General features: G+C 55.5%; 19 protein-coding genes. 7 read left to right on the top strand and 12 right to left on the bottom strand.

The genetic code is table 11. The features are described 5' to 3' along the window. Nucleotides 1-18 precede the first annotated feature (18 nt). From proC to Q4D85_RS09320, 3 genes are all read right to left on the bottom strand, one after another. Nucleotides 19-837: a pyrroline-5-carboxylate reductase gene (gene proC, locus Q4D85_RS09330; RefSeq protein WP_303199933.1), complete on the bottom strand. Its 819-nt coding sequence runs from the start codon at nucleotides 835-837 to the stop codon at nucleotides 19-21. 170 nt (nucleotides 838-1007) lie between these two features. Further along, nucleotides 1008-2639, bottom strand: a complete 1632-nt coding sequence (locus tag Q4D85_RS09325) for a hypothetical protein (RefSeq protein WP_303199931.1) — start codon at nucleotides 2637-2639, stop codon at nucleotides 1008-1010. Between the two features lie 3 nt (nucleotides 2640-2642). Next, the gene (locus Q4D85_RS09320; protein WP_303199929.1) at nucleotides 2643-3596 is read right to left on the bottom strand and encodes a Ppx/GppA phosphatase family protein; all 954 of its coding nucleotides are present in this window, start codon (nucleotides 3594-3596) and stop codon (nucleotides 2643-2645) included. Between the two features lie 34 nt (nucleotides 3597-3630). On the opposite strand from Q4D85_RS09320, the gene Q4D85_RS09315 reads away from it, so the two are divergent. Further along, nucleotides 3631-4596, top strand: a complete 966-nt coding sequence (locus tag Q4D85_RS09315; protein ID WP_303199926.1) for a hypothetical protein — start codon at nucleotides 3631-3633, stop codon at nucleotides 4594-4596. Here Q4D85_RS09315 and Q4D85_RS09310 read toward each other — a convergent pair. The 3 genes from Q4D85_RS09310 to Q4D85_RS09300 are packed head-to-tail and all read right to left on the bottom strand — an operon-like array spanning nucleotide 4593 to nucleotide 7295. Further along, nucleotides 4593-5285, bottom strand: coding sequence for a winged helix-turn-helix domain-containing protein (locus Q4D85_RS09310; protein WP_303199924.1), 693 nt, complete (start codon nucleotides 5283-5285; stop codon nucleotides 4593-4595). The genes Q4D85_RS09315 and Q4D85_RS09310 overlap by 4 nt on opposite strands. Beyond that, nucleotides 5282-6526, bottom strand: coding sequence for a cell wall metabolism sensor histidine kinase WalK (locus tag Q4D85_RS09305; RefSeq protein ID WP_303199923.1), 1245 nt, complete (start codon nucleotides 6524-6526; stop codon nucleotides 5282-5284). The genes Q4D85_RS09310 and Q4D85_RS09305 overlap by 4 nt, the downstream gene beginning before the upstream one ends. Nucleotides 6527-6548: 22 nt before the next feature. After that, nucleotides 6549-7295: a phosphoglyceromutase gene (locus Q4D85_RS09300; protein WP_303199974.1), complete on the bottom strand. Its 747-nt coding sequence runs from the start codon at nucleotides 7293-7295 to the stop codon at nucleotides 6549-6551. A gap of 497 nt (nucleotides 7296-7792) precedes the next feature. On the opposite strand from Q4D85_RS09300, the gene Q4D85_RS09295 reads away from it, so the two are divergent. Both Q4D85_RS09295 and Q4D85_RS09290 read left to right on the top strand, forming a co-directional pair. After that, nucleotides 7793-9022: a hypothetical protein gene (locus Q4D85_RS09295; protein ID WP_303199921.1), complete on the top strand. Its 1230-nt coding sequence runs from the start codon at nucleotides 7793-7795 to the stop codon at nucleotides 9020-9022. A 230-nt stretch (nucleotides 9023-9252) separates the two neighbouring features. Further along, complete coding sequence (locus Q4D85_RS09290) at nucleotides 9253-10473, top strand: hypothetical protein (protein WP_303199919.1); 1221 nt, start codon at nucleotides 9253-9255, stop codon at nucleotides 10471-10473. 123 nt (nucleotides 10474-10596) lie between these two features. Here Q4D85_RS09290 and Q4D85_RS09285 read toward each other — a convergent pair whose 3' ends face one another. The 5 genes from Q4D85_RS09285 to Q4D85_RS09265 form a co-directional block, all read right to left on the bottom strand. After that, entirely contained in the window at nucleotides 10597-11322 is a 726-nt protein-coding gene (locus Q4D85_RS09285) for a TSUP family transporter (RefSeq protein WP_303199918.1), read from the bottom strand. 5 nt (nucleotides 11323-11327) lie between these two features. Further along, nucleotides 11328-12926 carry a DUF885 domain-containing protein gene (locus tag Q4D85_RS09280; RefSeq protein WP_303199917.1) on the bottom strand — a complete coding sequence of 533 codons (1599 nt, stop codon included), beginning with the start codon at nucleotides 12924-12926 and terminating at the stop codon, nucleotides 11328-11330. Between the two features lie 488 nt (nucleotides 12927-13414). After that, nucleotides 13415-14911 (bottom strand): succinic semialdehyde dehydrogenase, encoded by a 1497-nt coding sequence (locus Q4D85_RS09275; RefSeq protein ID WP_303199916.1) that lies wholly within the window; start codon nucleotides 14909-14911, stop codon nucleotides 13415-13417. Nucleotides 14912-15002: 91 nt separating this feature from the next. Beyond that, nucleotides 15003-15857 carry a hypothetical protein gene (locus Q4D85_RS09270; RefSeq protein WP_303199915.1) on the bottom strand — a complete coding sequence of 285 codons (855 nt, stop codon included), beginning with the start codon at nucleotides 15855-15857 and terminating at the stop codon, nucleotides 15003-15005. Then, nucleotides 15854-16144: a hypothetical protein gene (locus Q4D85_RS09265; RefSeq protein WP_303199914.1), complete on the bottom strand. Its 291-nt coding sequence runs from the start codon at nucleotides 16142-16144 to the stop codon at nucleotides 15854-15856. Before Q4D85_RS09265 ends, Q4D85_RS09270 begins: the two co-directional genes overlap by 4 nt. Nucleotides 16145-16299: 155 nt before the next feature. On the opposite strand from Q4D85_RS09265, the gene Q4D85_RS09260 reads away from it, so the two are divergent. Beyond that, nucleotides 16300-17103 (top strand): DUF1963 domain-containing protein, encoded by an 804-nt coding sequence (locus Q4D85_RS09260; protein ID WP_303199913.1) that lies wholly within the window; start codon nucleotides 16300-16302, stop codon nucleotides 17101-17103. Between the two features lie 117 nt (nucleotides 17104-17220). After that, entirely contained in the window at nucleotides 17221-17967 is a 747-nt protein-coding gene (locus Q4D85_RS09255) for an SDR family oxidoreductase (protein WP_303199911.1), read from the top strand. 27 nt (nucleotides 17968-17994) lie between these two features. Here Q4D85_RS09255 and mshA read toward each other — a convergent pair whose 3' ends face one another. Next, complete coding sequence (gene mshA, locus Q4D85_RS09250; RefSeq protein ID WP_303199910.1) at nucleotides 17995-19305, bottom strand: D-inositol-3-phosphate glycosyltransferase; 1311 nt, start codon at nucleotides 19303-19305, stop codon at nucleotides 17995-17997. A 288-nt stretch (nucleotides 19306-19593) separates the two neighbouring features. Here mshA and Q4D85_RS09245 point away from each other — a divergent pair, with 288 nt between their 5' ends. Together Q4D85_RS09245 and Q4D85_RS09240 are read left to right on the top strand one after the other, a co-directional pair. Continuing rightward, the gene (locus Q4D85_RS09245; protein ID WP_303199908.1) at nucleotides 19594-21297 is read left to right on the top strand and encodes a long-chain-fatty-acid--CoA ligase; all 1704 of its coding nucleotides are present in this window, start codon (nucleotides 19594-19596) and stop codon (nucleotides 21295-21297) included. A gap of 48 nt (nucleotides 21298-21345) precedes the next feature. Next, nucleotides 21346-21786 (top strand): SMI1/KNR4 family protein, encoded by a 441-nt coding sequence (locus tag Q4D85_RS09240; protein WP_303199905.1) that lies wholly within the window; start codon nucleotides 21346-21348, stop codon nucleotides 21784-21786. Nucleotides 21787-21930 lie beyond the last annotated feature (144 nt).

The following is a 21930-nucleotide window of genomic DNA, read 5'->3' as shown; positions in this document are numbered from 1 at the left end:
ATCAACATGTCGTTATTTTTAGCCGTTTTCTTTTGAACCCAATTCCTTGGAACGGCGCGCACAAGCCTCCGTGGCGTTGTAGACAGCAGCCCGGATGCCGCTTTCTTCCAGGACCCGAAGCGCGGCGATTGTGGAGCCACCAGGAGAGGAAACGTCAGTCCGTAGCGCCTGTGGGTGCTTGCCGGTCTCTTTAAGCATCGCAGCAGCGCCATAGAAGGCGTTAACGGCCAGCAGGCGGGACGCCTCGCTACTTAAGCCTAAATTCACCCCTGCGTCGATCATCGCCTCCGTAAAGAGGAAGAGATAGGCCGGGGAGGAACCCGATAGTGCAGTCACCGCGTCCATATCCGATTCGGATACCACGCACACCGAACCGACCATGTCGAGTAGTTCGACAACCTTGTCCAGATGCTCATCTTTCACAAACCGTCCTGATGCGACGGCACACATGCCTTTCCCAACCAACATGGGGGTATTGGGCATGACCCGAATGACGGAGGATCCGGCGGCTAATACCTCTTCGATAGCAGCGGTGGTAATACCCGCCGCCATGGAGACGACAGTGGTTGCGTCGTTGTTATCTATTACCTCAGCGATTTCGTCGACCACTTTCAACACGGCTTGCGGTTTAACGCAGACAAATACCACGTCTACGCCGTCAACCGCTGGGCCGTTCTCGTCGAAGGTCACCACTTCGTATTTTTCCCGCAGATACTGTGATCGATTCGCAGATCGATTGGTCACGTGAATGTTTTTCGGGTTGGTTCCGCCCGCGATCAGCCCGGCGATTAACGCCTCGCCGATTTTTCCGCCACCGATTACTGCAATAGAACTCATGTGGATAACCTTGCCAAAAACGCTGCGTTGTTGCACTTCGAACACTGCGACGGCCGTAACTATTAATCAAATCGCAACAATAAAAACCACGCCACTAGCCGTTCCACCTGGTCGGTTTGGGAAGGGAAAATACCAGGTGAGGCTAGTGGCGTGTTAGTTACAAGCGTCGGCTACCAACCGACAATGATGAGCGGACCGAATGTCATTACCAAGCCGACCAAACCTGTTAGTGCCATCGAAAGCCCATCGCGGGAGGTCCGCATCACACGAACAATCGTCACCAAGGCGATGGTGACTGCTAGGCCCAGGGCCGCAACGATCTTTTTATCCATCGACGCCCAAAGGTATTGGAATCCGATGAATAGTGCGGCGCCGACGAGGATACCGGCGATTGCCATGCCGATCACCGAGATCATCGACATTTTCTCCAGTGGTTCTTCTTCCTCGCCGATCATCGTGGCTGCGGCGCGGCTAGGGACCGCCGGGGAATCGGCTTCGTCCCGAGCGTCGGTTACGGCGTCGTCGCCTTCGTATTCTTCGACGTATTCGTCGGTGTATTCCGTCGCGTATCCGTCGTCGAGGTATTGCTCATCGTACGTCGACTCAGACTCATAGCCGGTTTCTGGATACTCGGCGTATTCATCGTCCTCGTAGAACTCGTCGTACTGGCCGTCTTGTGGTTCGGCGAAGTCATCGTCGTAGTATTCCGTATCCTCCGTACCGTCAACCACGTAGTCGTCGTGCTGCGCGGCACCAGCCACGGTTGCCGCAGGCATAACTTCCGTCTTCGGGTAGTCGGTAACTGCGCCGGAATCATCCAGCCCTGGTTCGCCAAGTTCCAGCTCTTCTAGTTCGTGTTCATCCAGACCCGGCTCATCGAATCCGTGTTCATCACGATCCGCTTGTCCTTGTTCCATGGCTTGGGCGACGGCGTCGTCAAGCGGCGATGGCGCTGGGGTTTCTTCTTGGAAAACCACGGTTGGGTTCTTCGCCAGGTCGGCGACTGGCGCTTCAAAGAACTGCTCGGAGGTGACGACCGGGAACGATCCGGTGGTCAACCGCACCGGGTCGTCTTCGCTAACGACGGACAGCACGATGGTTTCGTCGCTGCTCGGCACAGGTTTGGTCACACCTGTCGTGGCGACGTCTGGTTCCGCCTCGGATTCTTCACCCACCACCACGTAGGTGACCGCTGGTGATTCAGGTTCTGCTTCTTCCGGTGTCGGCTCAGCCGCAACGGGATCCGCCATTGCTGGTTTCATGGCGGGTTTCATCACCGGTTTCAGCGTCGGCTTCGGCACCGGGGCGTCGCTGGCTGCCGCTGGTGCCGCTGGGGTTGGTTGCGAGGTCGGGATGGGTTCATCGAAGTCTTGTGGTGATTCATTATCGATGATGGACCACTGAGTGGTTTGCTCCAGGTCGGCTGCGGTATTACTGCCGAAGGTTGCACTGCGGGTCGGCGGTTCCGGGGTCGGAGTTGCCGCGGGGGTTGGTGTCGCCTGGTGCGATTGGGGTGCAGCGTAACCTGCTTCGGCACCGAAGTCAGCTTCATCGGTTTTTGCTGTTTCCGGCGCGGTCGACGGCACTGTTGACGGTGGGGTGGGCTCGGCATCAAGCGGCTGGTTAGAGTGCTTGGCTTCGGCGGGTTTCGCATCCACTTTCGGGATACGCCCGGTCAGCTCAGCGACGGTAACGCCACCATCTTCGATGCTACGGCGGCGGCGCGTTCGCTGGTTGCTACTTGCGCCTTCCTTGCCAGCTTTGGCCAGCAATTCCGCAACGGTGAGTTGCTTGTCGGTCATCGTCTATGCCTTCCCAATTTCTCGTTCAGGGTCAAGCCCCTGCTCGATTCGCCGGAAAATTACGCCTTCGCGTAATGCCCACGGACAAATCTCAAGTTTTTCAATATTCAGCGCACGCATTGCCGCTTCCGCGACAAGCGCTCCTGCAACGATCTGGTGGGATCTGCTCGCAGATACGCCTTCTAGCTCCGCACGATCGGCCGCTGTCATGCGCGTGATAAACGCAATTAGCTGCCGTAATCCGGGGGCGGTCAACTCCCGGGTTACATGCAACCCAGCGGACGACGGTGCAGCACCCGTCAATCTGGCCAACGTTCGGAACGTCTTAGATGTTCCGACCGCGATGCGGGCGTTGCCATGTGCCCGCATGGTTTGAGCAGGCTCTACCAACTCAGCGTCGATAAAGTCGCGCAAAAGATTGACGGTTTTACGTTCTGGCGGGTCAGTGTCAAACCAGTTGTGCGTTAGTCGTGCTGCCCCTAAGTCTAGGGAAAAGGCACAGTCAGGTTCTTCATTGACACCCGTCGTCATTTCAAGAGAACCACCACCGATGTCTAAATTGGTGATCCGACCCGCCGACCAGCCGTACCAACGTCGAACAGCGAGGAATGTGAGCCGTGCCTCGTCTTTGCCGGAGAGTATTTCTAGCCGCACTCCGGTTTCTTTTTCGACGTGATCCAAAACCGCCTCAGCATTGACGGCAGAACGAACCGCCGAAGTGGCAAACGGTTTAAGCTCAACGCAGCCTAAACGCTCTGCCAGTTCTGCGGCCTCGGCGACGAAATCGGTGAGTTTTTTGATTCCTTTGTCGTCGATGGCGCCGTCTTTGTCCAAGTACTCAACTAGTTTGAGGGTAGTTTTCCAATCACTCATGGGTGTTGGCGGTCCACCTGGTCGCGCATCGACGGCTACCAGGTGGACCGTGTTGCTACCCACGTCTAAAACACCTAATCTCACACGTTTAAGGTTAGACGGTCTACGGTATTTAAGTGTGAACCGCCCCAATAACACGCCCGTGTCGCTCGGATTTCCGTCAATTTCGCCTGCCGCTCGCTCGATTCGTTCCGGCGCGGAATTGCCGCCCGACTTCCCCAGGCAGTGGTTCGAGTTTATGAACCCCGACGATGAAACCCACGTGTTCAGCATCGACGTAACCTGGTTGGAGTCGCATTATTCCTGCCAGTTTGGCACCAGCGCTTGCCGGGGCATCGTGGCGGATAATGCGGCGGTGGGGTGCTGCAATCACGGTGCGTTTTTATGCGACGAGACCGACCGTGACCAGCTTTTCGACGCAGTACGGCGGATGCCTGCCGCCTACTGGCAGTTCCGTCCGGCGCGCGTCGACGACTACCTGCTGGCCTGTGACCAGGACAATGACATTTCATTGGAGCCGTGGCTGGTGTGGGACGAATTGGATAATGACGAGGGCGAACCGGAACCAGCCTTGAAAACCGCCCTGGTAGACGGCGCATGTATCTTTGCCAACCGACCCGGCTGGCCCACCGGCACCGGGTGTGCCATTCATCAGTGGGCGTTGGATCACGGTGAGGAGTTGACGATAGTCAAGCCGGAAGTATGCTGGCAATTGCCGCTGCGCCGCATCGAAGCCTATGAAGAGCGCGCCGACGGCGTGGAAATCCTGCGCACCACCATCACCGAATACGACCGCCGCGGCTGGGGCAACGGTGGCGAAGATTTCGATTGGTACTGCACAACAGCACCCGATTGCCACACCAATACCCAACCGGTGTGGCAAAGCTGCGAGGCGGAATTGCGCGCGTTGCTTGGCGACGCCGCCTACGACATCCTCGCCAATCATCTCACCGCGCGTGCGAACGCCCGGCGCGCTTTGTCCGCAACCGCCGCGCAACCAGATACCGAGCAATCGGGTAGCGCACAACCTGATTTTTTCGTGACCCACCCGGCTACCGCTGCGGCTCGGCGTCGAAAAGCTTAGGCCTCAAACTTATAGCCCAATCCCCGCACCGTTATCAGGTGTGTGGGTGCGGACGGCTCCCGCTCAATTTTGGACCGCAGCCGCTTGATGTGCACATCCAGCGTTTTAGTATCGCCGTCGTAATCCGCGCCCCACACCCGATCGAGTAATTGCCCTCGGGTAAGCACCCGGCCTGCGTTACGCATCAGGTACTCCAACAGGTCGAACTCTTTCAGCGGCATTGCCACGGGTTGCGCGTCAACCGTGACTATGTGTCGATCCACATCCATCTCCACCCGGCCGCCGGTCAGCAAGCGGCCTTCACCTTCGTCGACGATCGGCCCGTCGCCGCCGCGACGCAGCACCGCACGAATCCGGGCAATCAATTCCCGCGACGAATATGGCTTGGTTACATAATCGTCCGCGCCTAATTCCAAGCCGACAACCTTATCTAATTCCGTGTCCCGAGCCGTCACCATGATCACTGGCACCTGTGAGGTTTCCCGCAATTTTTTACACACGTTGGTGCCAGACATTCCCGGGAGCATCAAGTCCAGCAGAACAATGTCGATCGGGTGCGCCGCAAATTCCACCAATGCCTGCGGCCCGTCCGCCGCATGGATGACCGAAAATCCCTCTTTACGCAGCAAAAACGCCAGTGGGTCAGCCAAGGATTCTTCATCTTCGACCAACAATATGGTTGTCGTCATTGCTGCTTATCCTTTCGACGAACCCGCATCCCGGGAGTGCGAAACAGTTCCGATTTCAAATTTTGCCTTACAACCTTGTCCGCCGCAGCCAAACCCTCATCATCTGGGTGATAAATCGGCAACTCCAAGGAAAACGTCGAACCGGTACCTGGCTGCGACCACAATTTAATATCGCCGCCGTGATTAGCCGCGACGTGTTTCACAATCGCCAAGCCCAAGCCGGTGCCGCCGGTCGAACGCGACCGGGCCTTGTCCACCCTAAAGAACCGTTCAAACACTCGCTGTTGATGCTCCGGCGCTATCCCGATCCCGTGGTCAGTGACCCGGATTAACACCACATCATCGCCCACGATGGTGGTCGTTACCGCCACTTCCACCCCATTGGGCGAATAATTAATGGCATTGGAAACCAGATTGGAAACAGCCGTAACCAGTAGATTCCTGTCGCCTAAAACCTGCACCCCACAGGATGGTGATTGGGTGAGGCTAATGTCGGCGCTTTCGGCCGCCAGCCGATTCCGATTCACCGACTCCTCGACAACATCATCGACAAATACCGGCTCCATGTCCGGCAATGCTTCCGCCCCCTGGAGTTTAGATAAGGAAATAAGCTCGGCGATCATCTCCCCCAACCGATGCGCTTCCTTATATAACCGTTGCCCGAAATACGCCACTTGTTCGGGATCGTCCGAGGCTTCCGTCAAGGCTTCTGCCAGTAACGCCATTCCACCAACTGGTGTTTTCAATTCGTGCGAAACATTCGCCACGAAATCGCGGCGCGCTGATTCCATCCGCACGTTCTCCGACTCATCGGTGGAGTAGATGATGGCGAAACGATCATCAACCAGGGTCAGTGGCTTTACCACGGCACGCACCGACCGCACCCGCGACCCGGTTTGCCTGCGGGTGTCGAAGGCTATGGATCGTTCTTCTTTATCCCCGAATACCGCGGTGGCGATGTCCCACACATCAGTGTTCACCGTGCGTTCATACACCACGCCCATCTCGTGGGCTTGGGCATTCGATAACACCACCTGCCCCGACCTATCGACCACCGTGATCCCGGTCGGTGAGCCTTGGACCGCTAAATGCAAAATCTGCGGCACGGTGGTGATGTTGTTCTCCGTCAATGCTGCGGCCTGTCGGTGCCGCCGCACCCGGGCTTTTAGCCATGAAAATGCAGCTAGGGCGAGGCCGGTTACGACCACGCCCACAATAAACGCTGGAATGTGCGAAGTCACAAACTACCTCGCAGGTCCTTGACTATTTGCCGCCCTGTGCCGCTACCGCTGCCGCACCAGCTGCTGCTGCCTCGGGGTCCAAATAGGTGCCGCCCGGATTAAGGACTTTGCCGTCTGCATCCAGTTCGTACACCAGTGGAATACCGGTTGGGATATTCAGCTCGGCAATATCGGCATCGGAGATTCCGTCAAGGTGCTTGACCAATGCCCGCAGTGAATTGCCATGTGCTGCCACCAAAACGGTCTCGCCGTTTTTAACCCGTGGCAGGATTTCTTCCTCGAAGTATGGAACGAACCGAATCACAACGTCCTTCAGGCATTCGGTCTGTGGCACCTTCGGCAGGTCTGCGTAGCGCACATCGTTTGCCTGGGAATACTCGTTGTCGTCCTCGATTGCTGGTGGTGGGGTGTCGTAGGAGCGACGCCATGCCATGAACTGATCGTCGCCGTACTTTTCCTTCGTTTCCGCCTTATTCAGCCCCTGCAATGCACCGTAGTGGCGTTCGTTCAGCCGCCAGTCGCGGATCACTGGGATCCAGTGGCGATCTGCCTCATTCAGTGCGATGTTTGCGGTGCGAATTGCCCGGCGCAGCAACGAGGTGTACACAACCTCAGGCAGAATCCCTGCTTCGCGCAGCAATTGCCCACCCCGCTTGGCTTCGGCTTCGCCCTTCTCGGTCAGGTTGACGTCGACCCAACCGGTGAACTGATTAGACGCATTCCACTCACTCTGTCCATGACGGAGGAGGATTAGTTTTCCATTAGCCATACCCACCAGTGTGCCACGGTTTTTCGCACCATGCGCGGCAGAATCAACCACGACTAAAAATTGTGGAGTTTCTAACACTTTTAAGTTTCTTCGACCACATAGCATCGGTGCCTGGTTTTCGCACAAACAGCCCAATCGCGCCCCGCACGCCATTAGCCTAAGAACGGCACTTTTGCTTTTCGACGATCCCCTCACCCCGAAACGAAACGCCTTCAGCATAAGTTGCCGCGATCATTATTCCTTGCCTACACGACACCACAATCACCACGAGGCGAGAATCTGCTACGCAAACGACCCCGTCCCAAGCATCATTAACCGATAATCTACCCCAATAATTAGCAATTGCTTATAAAGTTACACCTATCTGGAGGTGGTTCCGCCGATTTTTCTGTGAAAACTTCACAGAAAAGTTTCATATCGCGCGCAATTATTAGCATGAGGGCAGCAGAAGAAAAACCGATTTCTACCGTCTTATGACACGAAAGGAGTGTTCTTCGATGTACACATCCCCCAACTTCAGAGCACCTGGGGTGCCGGTAGCCTCCGCAGGCGGTCGCCCCAGCATGATTGCACGCGTTTGCGCAATCCTTGCATCAATCACGCTGGCTTTAGGCCTCGTTCCCGCGGCCGTAGCCGAAGAACAAACATGGGGCATTTGGGTTGCCGGAACCCAGGTCACCGCAGCAAACAAAGACGATGTGTTTAGAAACAACACAGTTCGTTTCGATCCGGACAGCGCCACGCTTTATCTCAATAGCGCAAGGCTTCTCAATGCCCAAGATATCGAAGACGAAAATGGCAGAATTCCTGAGGGGAAATGGGACCAGGTCCCAACAATCAGTATCACTGAAAAGAATCTCACCCTGCACATCACTGGTAACAACCGGATCCTAAACAAACCAACTAGCCCCGGTTCCGGGATACTGTCCCACAAAGCTGGCCCTGATTCAACGCTGACATTCACTGGTGATGGCTCTATTACTTTTTTCCGCCTGCCGCGCGGAAAGCCTTACGAGTATTTCCATGTCCCTGTTTACAAAGGCGTATATACCGAGGGGCAAACAAAGTTTGCTGGGCCGAATGTGTTAATTGAAGACAGTGGGTTATCAAGCCCGCGGGGGATCACCGTTGAGGCAGGAGACGTTGTCGCACACTACCCAAGCGGGTACCGAAGCGCTACTGGCGTATCCGTCTGGGATGGAGATCTCCGCATTTCTGGTGGGTCACTTACCGGCATTGCGGGCAGCAAAAGCAATTCGGGATATTCAGGTGATAGCTACGCAGGTGTTTCTGCAGTTCCGGACCGTATATTCATCACTGGTGGAAAACTTATAGCTATAAGTACGGAAATCGCATTCCGCCCAACAGTAACGTTCCCAGAGACGTATAAGGTGCTGGTGAACGAGAAAAATACTGCCGAGGGCGCAAAACCATGGGACCGGACAACGCCGCTCGGCGATAAAGGTTCACCGTACAAATTTGTTCAGGTCGAGCTAGCAGACTCCCCGCAGCCACCTGATGCTCCAACGACTGAGCCAGCAACATCAGCCCCAACATCAATCGCTACGGAAACATCGACCACCTCCCAGAATCCGACACCGACGGAGACCTCAACGCCTCAAGCGCCTGGCCCGGGCGATGGCCTCGTGGGGTTCTTACGGTCACTAACCTCAAAAATTATCGAGTTCCCATTGCTGAAGAACTTGCTGTCATTCTTGTGGAAGTAATCTATCTCTAACCCTTGCGAAATACCGCAAGGGTTTTTCATTACCCCCAAAGTCACAACCATCACGGATGTGCTTGTCGTAATCTGCGCAAAACACACCCGTTTGGCGGTGAAAAGGACTGTATTTTTGTGATTCTTGGCTGGACAGATTTTTGCTTGGGGGTGGTCATTACGATGGGGCTTATCAAGAGTTTTGTTCTTTTACCACCATATTTGAAAGGAGCGTCAGCTATGTATACCGCCCACGCCACCACGTTCCGTCGACAAGCTCTGCCCCAGTCACGTGCCGCGATCGCGGCGGTTTTCGCGATGCTTACGGTTATAGCTCTGGCCGTTAGCACCATTTTCGTTCCCGCAACGGCCCAAATTTCGGCATTCGATATTTGGGTGGGCGCGAGGCGGGTTGATACCAGCAATATGCACGATGTCACGGGTGACGGAACCGTCCGTTTTAACCCCAACACCGCTACGTTGGAGCTTAACGACGCCACCATCACCGATCATCGTGAGGAAGGATTGGATATAGCAGGTATATGGGCAACAATCCCGAACCTGACAATCAACGTACAGGGCAAGAACACTATTACGACCACACCCGCACATCATTTTGCAAAAGGAATTCTGCATTTGCCCCCACCGAATGCTGGCTCCACGTTGAAGTTTACTGGCACCGGCACATTAGATATCACGGTTACCGAATCCACGGCGGGAACCCCACAGCAATACTTGGGCGGTTCCGGAATTGACGCCTACGGTAGCATCGTCTTTGCTGGTCCCGACGTTAATGTCACAAACAAGTACCAGCATGTTTACACCGGAACCGGCATTCACGCGGTGGAAGGGCTGACTGTCGAATCAGGCGATATAACCGGCTACACCTATTTCGGTCCTCGTCACGCGGCTGGTGTCGAAGTGGAAACTGGGACGTTAAAGATGTCCGGCGGCACACTCACCGCAATTGCTGGATATCTGGAAAAACCGCCGTCCAGTTATCCCGGCGCACTAGCGGGCGTGCGGGTAAATCCCGGAAACTTGGTAATCGAACAAGGCCAGCTTACCGCCATTGGCACGAAGCTTGCGTTCAGCGAGAACATCACCCCACCTGCGAACTTCCCGATCTGGGTCAACGAAGCAACCAGCGCCGATGGTGCCCACGACTGGGACAAGGCAACGCCACTGGGCGCAATCGGATCGCCATATAAGTTCGTGCAGATCGGTAGCCACGGTGCTGCACCTACCACCACGCCAACCACGTCCATGACACCAACGACAGCACCCACGTCAACCCCCACGGCAACCACTACCCCACCGACTACCAGCCCCACCCCGCCACCGCAGTCGGGCAGCGGCAGTTCCGCACTATTCGATTTCCTGCGAACGATTATTGCCAGGTTGTTACAATTCCCGCTGCTAAAAGCACTTTTCGGGTTTCTTTTCAGTAGCCAGCCTTAAAAGGAACGTCTGATCGTTACGGCGCGGGCGACCCGCTTACCGGCGCGCGTCACCACACCGCCTGCACCGTAACGATTGTGCACAATAATTATCGGAAATCACAACGTTCCATTCAGCCCGCTCTCATTGCGCGATAATCAATTTCGCGCACATCACCACAACTAATACGAGCACCGCGTACCGCAAAAATCGGGTCCCACCTGCGAGTACTGTTCGGGCACCCAGTTGCGCACCAATGATATTGGCAACGGCAAGAATGAGCCCCAACTGCCACATGATGTGCCCGCCCATTCCAAAGACAATCAGGGCACCTAGATTGGTCGCGGTATTGACTACCTTAGCCAACACCGTGGATTGCAGAAGATCGCCTGTGAGAGTGGCGGTAAACAGCATGATGAGGAACATTCCGGTACCTGGGCCGAAAATGCCGTCGTAAAACGCGATGACACCGGCTAGCCCCAACGCAACGCGCGGGCGGGCGGCAACCGGTGTAGTTGCTTGCCCAAAATCGCGGCGGAAGGTGAGAAAAATTCCGACCGAAACCAAAAGAACAATCACCACCGGCCGCATGACGTCTGTGGAAAGACTACTCGCAAGCAGTGCCCCACACCCGGAGCAACCAAGCGCAAGGAAAACGTAACGCCACAGGTGTTCCGGTCGCCCCAGCTTCTTTATCAAAACGATGGCTGCGGATAAAGTGCCGGAAACTGCGGCGAGTTTATTGGTGGCCAAAGCTGCGGTGGGGACATACCCGGCGCTCAGCAACAGCGGGATAAGAATAAGCCCGCCGCCACCGATAACGGCGTCGACCCAGCCCGCAATAAGCGCCCCGGCCACCAATAAACCCATCAGAATTACACCGCTTCGTCCAATACAACCGCCCGAAGAATATCCATCGGGATGGACCCTTGCTTCAGCGCTTTTTCGTGGAATTCCGGCGCGGTCATGCCCTTGGCGTCGGCAGCCGCCCGCATGTCCTGCCACAACCGTTGCCCCAACGCATAGCTGGGGGCTTGACCCGGCCAACCGAAATACCGATTCAGCTCAAAGTCGAGGTTAGCGTCGCTCATCGCGACATGCCCGCGCAGGAATTTCTTGGCGTATTCAAAGTCCCATACCCCACCCTCGGGGGTTTGTTTCTCCAGGTGAACGCCGATATCCAAGACAACCCGGGCGGCGCGCAACCGTTGGGCGTCGTAAAGCCCCATGCGGAAACCGGGATCGTCAAGGTAACCTAGCTCCGCCATTAATGCTTCCGAATACAGCGCCCAGCCCTCGCCGTGACCGGAGTTCCAGCACGCTATTCGACGCCACAGGTTGAGGTTATCGCGCTCCGCAATGGCCACACCCAGCTGCAGGTGATGCCCCGGAACGCCCTCATGGTACACGGTGGTCAATTCCTGCCACGTATGGAAAGTATCCTCCCCCGGCGGCACCGACCACCACATCCGACCCGGGCGGGAAAAGTCCTCGGTGGGTGGGGTGTAGAAAATCCCGCCGGTACCGGCCGGATCAATGCAACATTCAATTGTGCGCATTTGTTCTGGAATGGTGAAGTGAGTTCCCGCCAAATCGGAAACCGCCTCATCCGCCTTCGACTGCATCCATTCTTTCAGCGCCTCGACACCGTGCAATGTGTAGCGCTCGTCGGCATCAAGCCGGGCCATCGCCTCAGCCACGTCCACACCAGGACCGTACAACTTATTCGCGCACTCTTGCTGCTGGGCAATGATCTGCTCAAGCCGCTGCTGGCCCCATTCATAGGCCTCATCCAAATCAACCTTCGCGCCGACAAACTCCTGGCTAAACAGCTCGTAACGCTGCCTGCCAACGGCGTCTTTATCGCCAGCCTGCGGCACAAGTTCATCCGCGAGCCACTGGCTAAGCTGGGCAAACGCCTGCTTTGCCGCGGCAACGTCCGCCTCGCGGCCCAAACCATCAAGGGTGGTGCCGTCCACCAAATCCGCAATTTGCTTCCGCACCTGCGCAATCTGCCGCCGCGCCGCAACGTGTCCCTCACTTGCCGCAAACCGCAACGACTCCTGGTAGCCCGCCACGGCGGCCGGGACCTTGGCAAGACGCTCCGGGCGGTGATCTTCCGGCATTTGCAACAAGGAATCCCGAATCTCCTGCACTGGCGATGCGATGTTATTGAGCGACCGGTAGCTTTCGCCCTGCTCATGCAGCTTCAGCTCCAACCCCAACCGATCCCGCATGACCGCCTTGGTTACCGCATCACCGTCGAGCGTGTCGACCTGTTCCAGCATTTGCTTCGTGCGGCTTGCCACCGCATCATGGTGGCCGGGGCTAAAGTCCTCCAATTCTTGATCGTGCCCGGCGATCCCCCAGGCCGTCGCCGCCGTCGGCATGAGTGCCGCCATATCATGAACGTATTTTTCCGCCGCCGCGTCCAACGGCGATTGGCTGATGCCACAAGAAGTCGATTCTGTCATGCACACATTCTAAGGCATGTAGTTTGTGGGGTTTCAGCATAAGTTTTTTGCTTTTCGACGCCCCACCGTAACGGGATTCATAGGCCGCAACCGAAAACCGGCCATGAACTAAGCGTTAAAGAAAAGTCGCTAAGTGTACGCTGTTCTAAAATATAAATAATTATGCATAATATCCTTGCTGACCATAGGACGATTATGTATTTTTGAGCCAAGACACCAACCCGAGAAGGATTAAGCTGGGTTCCCGAATGGGAGTAGAGCTGTGAAGCTTGAGAATTCCTTTGCTCCAAGGGTTGGTGTTTTTAGTTATTAGTCTTGTTAGTTTTTAGCTTTTCCCGGAGCTTGTCTCAACAACATGGGATAGCTGAATTTGGTTAAGAACCTTTGAAAAATAAGATTTCGCACCAAAGATACACACATGAAATTCTTCCGTGACGCTATAGCCACAAATCCATACGGTTATCCCACCACTCTAGTGTTCCACCCGGTTACAAAAATCTCTTCCCCAGCCGCAATAGATTAGTCATGACTGCCGCATAGGTTTCGCGGGGTAGGTTTTTGGGGCCGGAGATCGGCAGAACCCGCTGTTCAGCGATGGTGCGGGGTTCGGTGTATTTCAACAATCCAGCATCGCTATGCCGTCGCCCGGTTCCGGAGGCTTTCCAACCGCCCATCGGGGCGTCGACGGAGCCGAACGCGGCGGCGAAACCTTCGTTGATATTCACCGTGCCAACCTCCAGCTGCGCGGCGATCTGCCAGCGGTTATGCCCCGCACAGACGGCGGCGTTGAGTCCGTATTCGGAATCGTTAGCCCGCTCAATAACCTCCGCGTCGGAGTTATAGGTTTCGATGTAGACGACCGGCCCGAAAACTTCTTCCCGGTAGAGCCGGGCGGCCTCGGGGACGTCGACAAGCACGATGGGGGAGATAAACGCCGGGCCTAAGTCGGGTCGCCGCCCACCGATTAGTTTTTTCGCGCCTTGGGCAACGGCGTCGTCGACAAGTGCCATGACGTTATCCGCCTGCGTCGCGGAGATCATGGAGCCGATGTTTTCTTCCCAGCCGCCGCCACCGATCGTGAGGTTTTCGACCGCCGCGACGAGCTTGTCGACGTACTGTTCCGCCACATCTTCATGCACATAAATTCGTTCGATGGAGATGCATAATTGGCCGGTATTGGAGAAACACCCCGCGATGGTGGTGCGCACCGCCGCGTCGATATTTGCATCGGCGGTAATAATCATGGGATTTTTGCCGCCTAGCTCCGCCGAAAACCCAATCAGCCGCTCCCCCGCGATAGCGCCGAGCTTACGGCCCGTTTCGGTGGAACCAGTAAACATAAGGAAATCAGCGTGGTTGGCTATCGTTTCGCCCACCACCGCCCCGGGTCCAGTTATCACTTGGTACAGATCCTCCGGAAGTCCTGCTTCCCTGGCGATCTGTGCGCCAGCCAATGCGGTGAGTGGGGTTTGCGAATCCGGTTTTAACACAACTGCATTGCCCGCAATCAAAGCGGGAATCGCATCGGACAACGTGAGGGTTAACGGGTAATTCCATGGGGAAATAATCCCTACCACGCCTTTCGGCGCATGCTGCACGATGGTTTTTGTCAATACCGGCAACGCACCCTTTACGTGCTGCGGCCGCAATAGTTTCGGGGCTTTCTTGGCGTAGTACCGGGCATTAATGGCCACATCAAGAACCTCGTCGAATGCCGAAGCGCGGTTCTTTCCGGTTTCCAGCTGGATGGTATCTAAGATTTCCGCCTGGTTGGCCAGCACCACATCGTGCATCCGCATGATAATTTTCGCGCGTTCGGCCACGCTGCGTTTCGCCCAGGTACGTTGAACCCGGCGCGCCCGGTCAAACGCCTCCCGCGTCTCAGCCTCACTGTGGGAAATGACCGTATCGATCACTTCGCCAGTTCGGGGGTTAATGACTTCGATGAGGTCGCTGCGGTTGTCGGTGTGGTGCGTCGTGCTCATAGTGTCCAAGCGTAGCTAGTAGCAGAAAACTGCGCAGAGATTTAAGGTTGAACAAGTGTAAAAGTATTACAACTGTAAGAGTTTTATCGGGTCATAGCTCGTTTGGGTTAACAGGTTTTTCCAGGGCTAAAGCCGCAACGTGGGAGTCTTTCACTGAATGAACCAAAAGCCCGATTGCGGAGAACCACTGACTTGACGAGATTTTTCTCAACAATGGAGCACCAACCGCTGTCGTCTGGAGACTTTCTACAACCAACACCCCTACTTTATCCGTGCTGATTCTCAGCAGAAATGCGCCTAGACTGCGAGATTTCATCCGCATAGAAGCAGCCGTTTCTTTCGGAATATCCCATTCCTGCACCATAGATTCAATCCACTGGCGTTCTCCTTTTCCAGGGACAGTCATCTTAGCCGTACCGGTATTCCCCCCCTCTGCAATCGCGCCTTCATTATCCGGGTAGAAGGTCCGGCCTGGCTCTTCATATCGAGCATCACCAGCGATTCTTGCTACGGGAATGAAACGACGGAAATCTGCATCATGGCAGTAAACTGTGATGCGCATATGTTTTAGGAGGTTCTCATTATCCGCGATTTCGCATTCTTCAGCCAATCGTTTGAGAGCAACTTTTAAGACCTTTTCAACATCCTTCTCGTATTGCCTACACTGGGTATTTAACCGCGCATTTCTTTTTTCCAATTCTTTAAGACTGGCTGATCGACGTAGATCCGCCCATCCGGCGACAATTGCTAGCACCAAAACAACACAGAAAAGTGCGTGTCGGATAAGAAAACCTTGGACTTTAAGATCCGGAAATGCTGACACAAACAATCCCACTAACGAGATAAAACCAAAAGCTATTTTTGGCCAATACTCAACAAAGAAGTCAACAAGATCATGAAAACGACGTCCGCGTTGCGCGACTGTTTTCCTGTGGGCTAGTTTCATACTGCAAGACTGAGCATCCGACTGGATTCGTGGATTTGTTCACTAACAATCGACTCGGCAGCAGAAAAAACTCCACCCAAAACCGAGTTTCCCATTTTCTCGGCCGCCACGAAATCATCTGCTTCAAACGATAGAACTACTTCGATACGATTGGAAGCCACAATTGGACGAACAAAAGACTCAATATCAGGATACGATTCGTCTAAAAATTCCTGGATTTTTTCACTAGCAAAAACCGCAATATGTCCAGGAACAATAGCAAAAGCACGAATTTTAAAACGTTCCATTTTTCGCCTTTCACCGTCACTTCAAAAAATACAAATAACATCCAACAGACTTGACATCTTGAATTAGCAGTTTACCACCAAAAATATCTCATAAACTGTAAATTTCACCGTCATGGTCGCTACGCGGCTATTCCCACTGCCCTACAATCAAACACATGCATCAATCCCGAGAAGAGATCTATCAAGCCATTGAGGCGGTTGGGGTGGAGGAATTCACCAAACGCGCAGACATTATTATCAAGCACACTAAAGAATGCTTGTGGTTTACAGTATGTGACTCCCAGCCAGAAACCATTCCTGTTGGTGCAAGCCGCATCGGTGGCGACCCGGATCTCCCGGAGGACTTCACGTGGCCCACCACTGCGGACGGCCAGCCGTTGGCGTTCTTATTCCAAATCAACACTGCCCCACTCGAACCGGGAATGATTACGGTCTTTGCGGGCAGGGAAATAACCATGGGCGACATTCCCCACCATGTAGAGTTCATCGCGCCCGACACCCCGCTGGTGCGCACCCCACAACCAGGCAACCTCAACAAACCGTCTTTCTTTGAAGATGATTCAGAACTAGGCCGATCCTTTTTCGAAGTCCCGCTCCTCCTAGAATCACACCAGGCACTGGACATTCCGCGCTGGTCCTCCAACGCCTACCTGGATGTAATCGGCGAGGACTATGAGCTGGAGGAAGAATACGAGGAACTCGGTTTCGAAAGCGACGGACCTGACGGCACCCTTATCCAATTCCGAGGTAGTCACGTTTCCTATAGCTGCAGCGATGCAGGGGAAGATGCATGCCAGCATCACGGTTTAGCCAAAAGTGAAGCCGCTAACTGGGTCAACTTGGTTACCCTCTCTAGCTACGGCGGCTTGTGTATTTGGGATGCTGGCGTGTTTCAAATCGTGCAATACCAAGGCAAGGAGAAAACCGGCCTGACCCACGCGGCGGTGCAGTCAAGCTAGAAGCTCGCCATAAGTGCAGGTGGCAGCGATCAGTAGCGCATTATTGTGCCACCCCGCATTGCCAATTTTTGCCTATTCACCGCCACACACTAGCTGGCTAGTTTTAAGCTGGGAGGCATGAATTCGATTTTTATTTCTGGTGCAGCCAACGGTATTGGCAAGGCGATAGCGTTGCGTTTCTTAGAGTCCGGCTGGCTGGTGGGCGCCTATGATATTGCGCCTGTTGAATATGACCACCCGAATCTTGTTTCTGGTTACCTTGATGTCACTGACGCTAAGTCCTGGGATGCCGCTTTGGCGGATTTTGGCACGCACACTGGCGGGTTGATTACGGTTGTGGTCAATAATGCGGGGATTATTGCCGCAGGTAATTTGAGTGATATTTCCCCCGATCAGGTCACCTCCCAGGTGCAGGTGAATTGCGCCGGGGTGACGTTGGGCGCGCAGGCGGCCAAACGATATTTACGGGCAGGCTCAACGGTGGTGAATCTGGCTTCCGCCTCAGCAATTTATGGGCAGCCGGGTATTGCGGTGTATTCCGCAAGTAAGTTTTATGTGGCGGGGTTGACCGAGGCGCTTAATTTGGAGTGGCGCACTGATCGGATTCGGGTGGTGGCGATCTGGCCGCTATGGGTAAAGACGGCGTTATCCGATAATGATGCGGCCTCAGTAAAACGGCTGGGGGTTCGGATTACCCCGGAACAGGTGGCCGAAACCGTGTGGCAGGCCACCCATCCGAAGTCCCGTTGGCAACGGGGAAAGGTCCATTACGGGGTTTCTATGGCCGATAAAGTGTTTTACATTGCGCGCAAGCTTTCCCCGGTTCGACTTGCCCGGGTTGTTGCTCGGCTGGTTGCAGGCTAGGCATAAACGCGGCTCAGGCCGCTTTTACTACAGGGTGTGGAATAGCGAATCGGACGCAGCTTTATCCCCAAATGCGCTTCCATGCGCCTGCCGATCAGGGCAGTCATCAATTTTCATGGCGAGCGCATCGGAATAAATAGAGGCCAGTTTGGCAGCGGACGATGCCCAGGAGAAATTCGCAGCGTGGCTCACGGCATCTTCGCTCATCCGCAGCCGCGTGGCGTCGTCGTCAAGCAATTGCCCCAGTGCGTCCGCCCAATCGACCGGATCGTGGCTGTCAACTAGCATTCCGGTGTCGCCTTCCGCCACCGCGATCGGCAGGCCGCCGACCCGAGCCGCGATGACCGGTGTGCCTGATGCTTGGGCTTCCATCGCCACCAACCCGAAGGATTCGTTGTAACTGGGCACGGCGACAATATCGGCCGCCCGATAGATGGTAACCAGTTCCTCCGGCGGGCGCGGCTCCAAGAACCGAATCCGGTGCGCAGCCCCCACGCTTTCCGCCAGCCGACGGTAGTTTTCCATCCGCGCGGAGGCCCCCGACGCCCCGCCGCAGATCAGCGCGTAGAGGTTGCGATCCGGGTCGCGCCGCAGCATCTCCCCGGTCGCTTTGATAAGCACCTGCGGCCCCTTAAATTCCTGCAATCTACCCACGAACGCCACGACTTTTGCGTGCATGGGGATACCCAATTCGCGGCGAGCCCGTTCGGTATTGCGTTCCGTACCGGGCGTGAACAGATCGGTGTCAGTGCCGGGTGACATCACCATGATTTTCTCCGGCAATCCGTCGTAGTGATGCACCAGGTCGTTGGTTTCCTCATGGGTGTTGACAACCAGCACGTCGGCGTTGTCGACCAATTGCTGTTCGCAGATTCGGCGCGCCTCGGATTCGGCGGTGTCGGTGGGGGCGCGATGGTGGTTTTTCACCGCCGCCAACGTGTGCGCGGTGTGGACTAACGGAATCTCCCAAATATCGCGCAACAACCAACCAACCTGCCCGGAAAGCCAATAGTGGCTATGGATAAGGTCATATTCCAACCGGTTGCATTTAACGAATTGGATCACCCCGCCAGCAAAGGCCGCCAATTGGGTGGCCAGCTCTTCCTTGGCTAGACCTTCGTATGGGCCCGCGACAATATTGATCACCTTTAAATTCGGCGCGACTTCCACCACGGTTCCCTGGCTGGGGCGGGTAGCGCGGGTGAAAATATCCACCTTGATGCCTTGTTTGGCCAGGTGCGTGGCGACGTTGAGGATATAAACGTTCATTCCGCCCGCATCACCGATACCGGGTTGTTCCAACGGGGAGGTATGCATAGAGATCATTGCCACGCGCATGAGAGGAGGTTTCCTTAGAAGATGAGAGAATAAGGTGTCTGCGGTTACCACCTATCCTAAGCAATTGCTCAGCGGCTGTGGTTACGGCTTGTCGCTTTTCGACGCATCACGCGCCCCGAATCACCGCCAACGTCACCATTACTGTGCGTCTTGTGCTACCGCCAAACGGTGAGGAAACCCTCACATTCTGCGGTATGCTTGGACATTAACGAACTAACTTACCGTGGCGTAGGGACAGGTAACACCGCACAACCTCCATCCCAGCCGCGCCCTACCGAAAGGTGAAATATGTCGGCATTTGAGACCAAAGCCTGGTTGAATTACTACGGCGAATGGACGCCGCATAGCTTGGACTACGAAGACACCACGCTTCTCGACGTCTACGACAACAACCTCGCAATCAACGCCGACAAATCCGCCACCTATTTCTTTGGCCGCAGCCAGACATACGGCGATCTGGACAAACAAGTCCGTTCCGCCGCCGCCGGTCTCCGCGCCCTGGGGGTTCGCCCCGGCGACCGGGTCGCCATCATTTTGCCCAACTGCCCGCAGCACGTTGCGGCCTATTTCGCCGTGTTAAAACTGGGTGCCATCGTGGTGGAACACAATCCGCTGTATACCGCACACGAATTAGAAGGGCCGTTTAAAGACCATGCGGCCCGGGTCGCCATCGTGTGGGATAAAGCTGCCGCCACCTTGGAGAAGCTGCGCCGCACTACCCCGCTGGAGACCATCGTGTCGGTCAATATGATCGATGCGATGCCGAAATCCAAGCAGATTTTGCTGAGCCTGCCGTTGCCGATGATCGCCAAGAAGCGGGAAGCACTCACCGCACCGGCACCGCATTCCATTCCGTGGGACGCGCTGACCGGCAGCGCATTGGGCGGCACCGGCGACGACATCGCTTCCGATATTTCCGTCTCCAAAGATTCGGTTGCAGTTATCCTCTACACCTCCGGCACCACCGGGGCACCCAAGGGAGCGCAACTTACCCACGGCGGGTTATTCGCCAACCTGTTGCAGGGTAAAGCCTGGGTGAAAGGACTCGGTGACCAAGACGAACGCATGTTGGCCGCGTTGCCGTTTTTCCATGCCTATGGCCTGACCATCGTGCTTAATCTCGCGGTCTATGTGGGTGCCGAAATGGAACTATTGCCCGCACCGCAAATCCCGCTGGTCATGCAGATCATGAAGAAGCGCACTCCTACCTGGGTACCTGGGGTACCCACCCTGTATCAGAAGATTGTGGAAGCAGCGCAAAAGGAAGGGATCTCCATTTCCGGGATCCGCAATTCCTTCTCAGGCGCTTCCACCTTGCCGGTGCAGACCGTGGAACAGTGGGAGAAACTCACCGGGGGCCTGCTGGTGGAAGGCTATGGTCTGACCGAAACCTCCCCCATCATCGTCGGCAACCCCATGAATTCCAATCGTCGACCTGGCTATGTCGGCATCCCATTCCCAGATACTGAAGTGCGGATCGGTAATCCAGAGAACCTAGATGAGACCATGCCGGACGGTTCCGAAGGCGAAGTATTGGTGCGCGGCCCGCAGGTTTTCGCAGGCTACCTCAATAACCCGGAGGCCACCGCTAATTCCTTCCACAAGGATTGGTACCGCACCGGCGACGTGGGTGTCATGGAAGAAGACGGTTTTATCCGGCTGGTAGCCCGGATCAAGGAAGTCATCATCACCGGCGGCTTCAATGTCTACCCGTTGGAAGTGGAAGAAGTACTGCAAACTCACCCCGATGTTGATGATTGCGCGGTTGTGGGTCTGCCTCGGGAAGACGGATCGGAATCGGTCGTCGCCGCCATCACGCTTATGGAAGGCGCAGCGCTCGATCCGGAAGGACTCAAAGCATTCTGCCGGGAACGTCTCACCCGCTATAAGGTGCCCCGCACCTTCTACCACTTCGAGGATCTCCCCCGCGATCAAATGGGCAAAATCCGGCGGCGGGAAGTCCAAGAACAGCTGGTGAAGAAGCGTTGCTAATCGTCTGAGGTACGCCTGTTTGCTCTATACACACGAAGGATCACGTTCATGACGCTGCCTACCACGGAGTTTTATGTCGATCGCGCCGCCCGCGAGCTGCAAGTGGTTTTCCCACCCGACTACCGCCGGTTCCTGTTGGAACGAAATGGCGGTGAAGTACAGCCAGTCTTCGCCGAAAACGACGAGGACTTCGACCCGTTTATCTTCTTCCCTGTTTTCGATGATTCCGACCGCCGCCACGCCACGAAAACCGCAGACCACCTGGTAGCCAACCACAGGTCGGCTACAGAATGGGTGGACTTTCCGGAAGCTGCGCTGGCAATCGGTGAAGAAGACGGCACCGGAAATTACTTCGTCTTACTTGATACCGGCGCAGGGTTAACAGACACCATCTACCACTGGGATCACGAATCCGGCGAGGTTGTAAAATTCGCCGATTCCATCACCGCCTTTGAGCAATTGACAGAAATCCCCATCAATTGGTGGTGACCTCCTTTTTGAGGCTTTTCACTGGCGAATTCCGACCAGCATTTTTCTGCTTCTTACAGTGAAAGGCCCCATCACCATTGCTTTTCGACGCCTTTTCTAACCCGTCGGTTATGCTGCTTTGGTTGTGTGGTTGGTGAGGATTCT

The sequence above is a fragment of the Corynebacterium sp. genome, from assembly GCF_030532965.1.
Taxonomy (GTDB): Bacteria; Actinomycetota; Actinomycetes; order Mycobacteriales; family Mycobacteriaceae; genus Corynebacterium.
The sequence above is the reverse complement of the archived record's forward strand: the minus strand, read 5'-3'. Positions and strand labels throughout refer to the sequence as shown.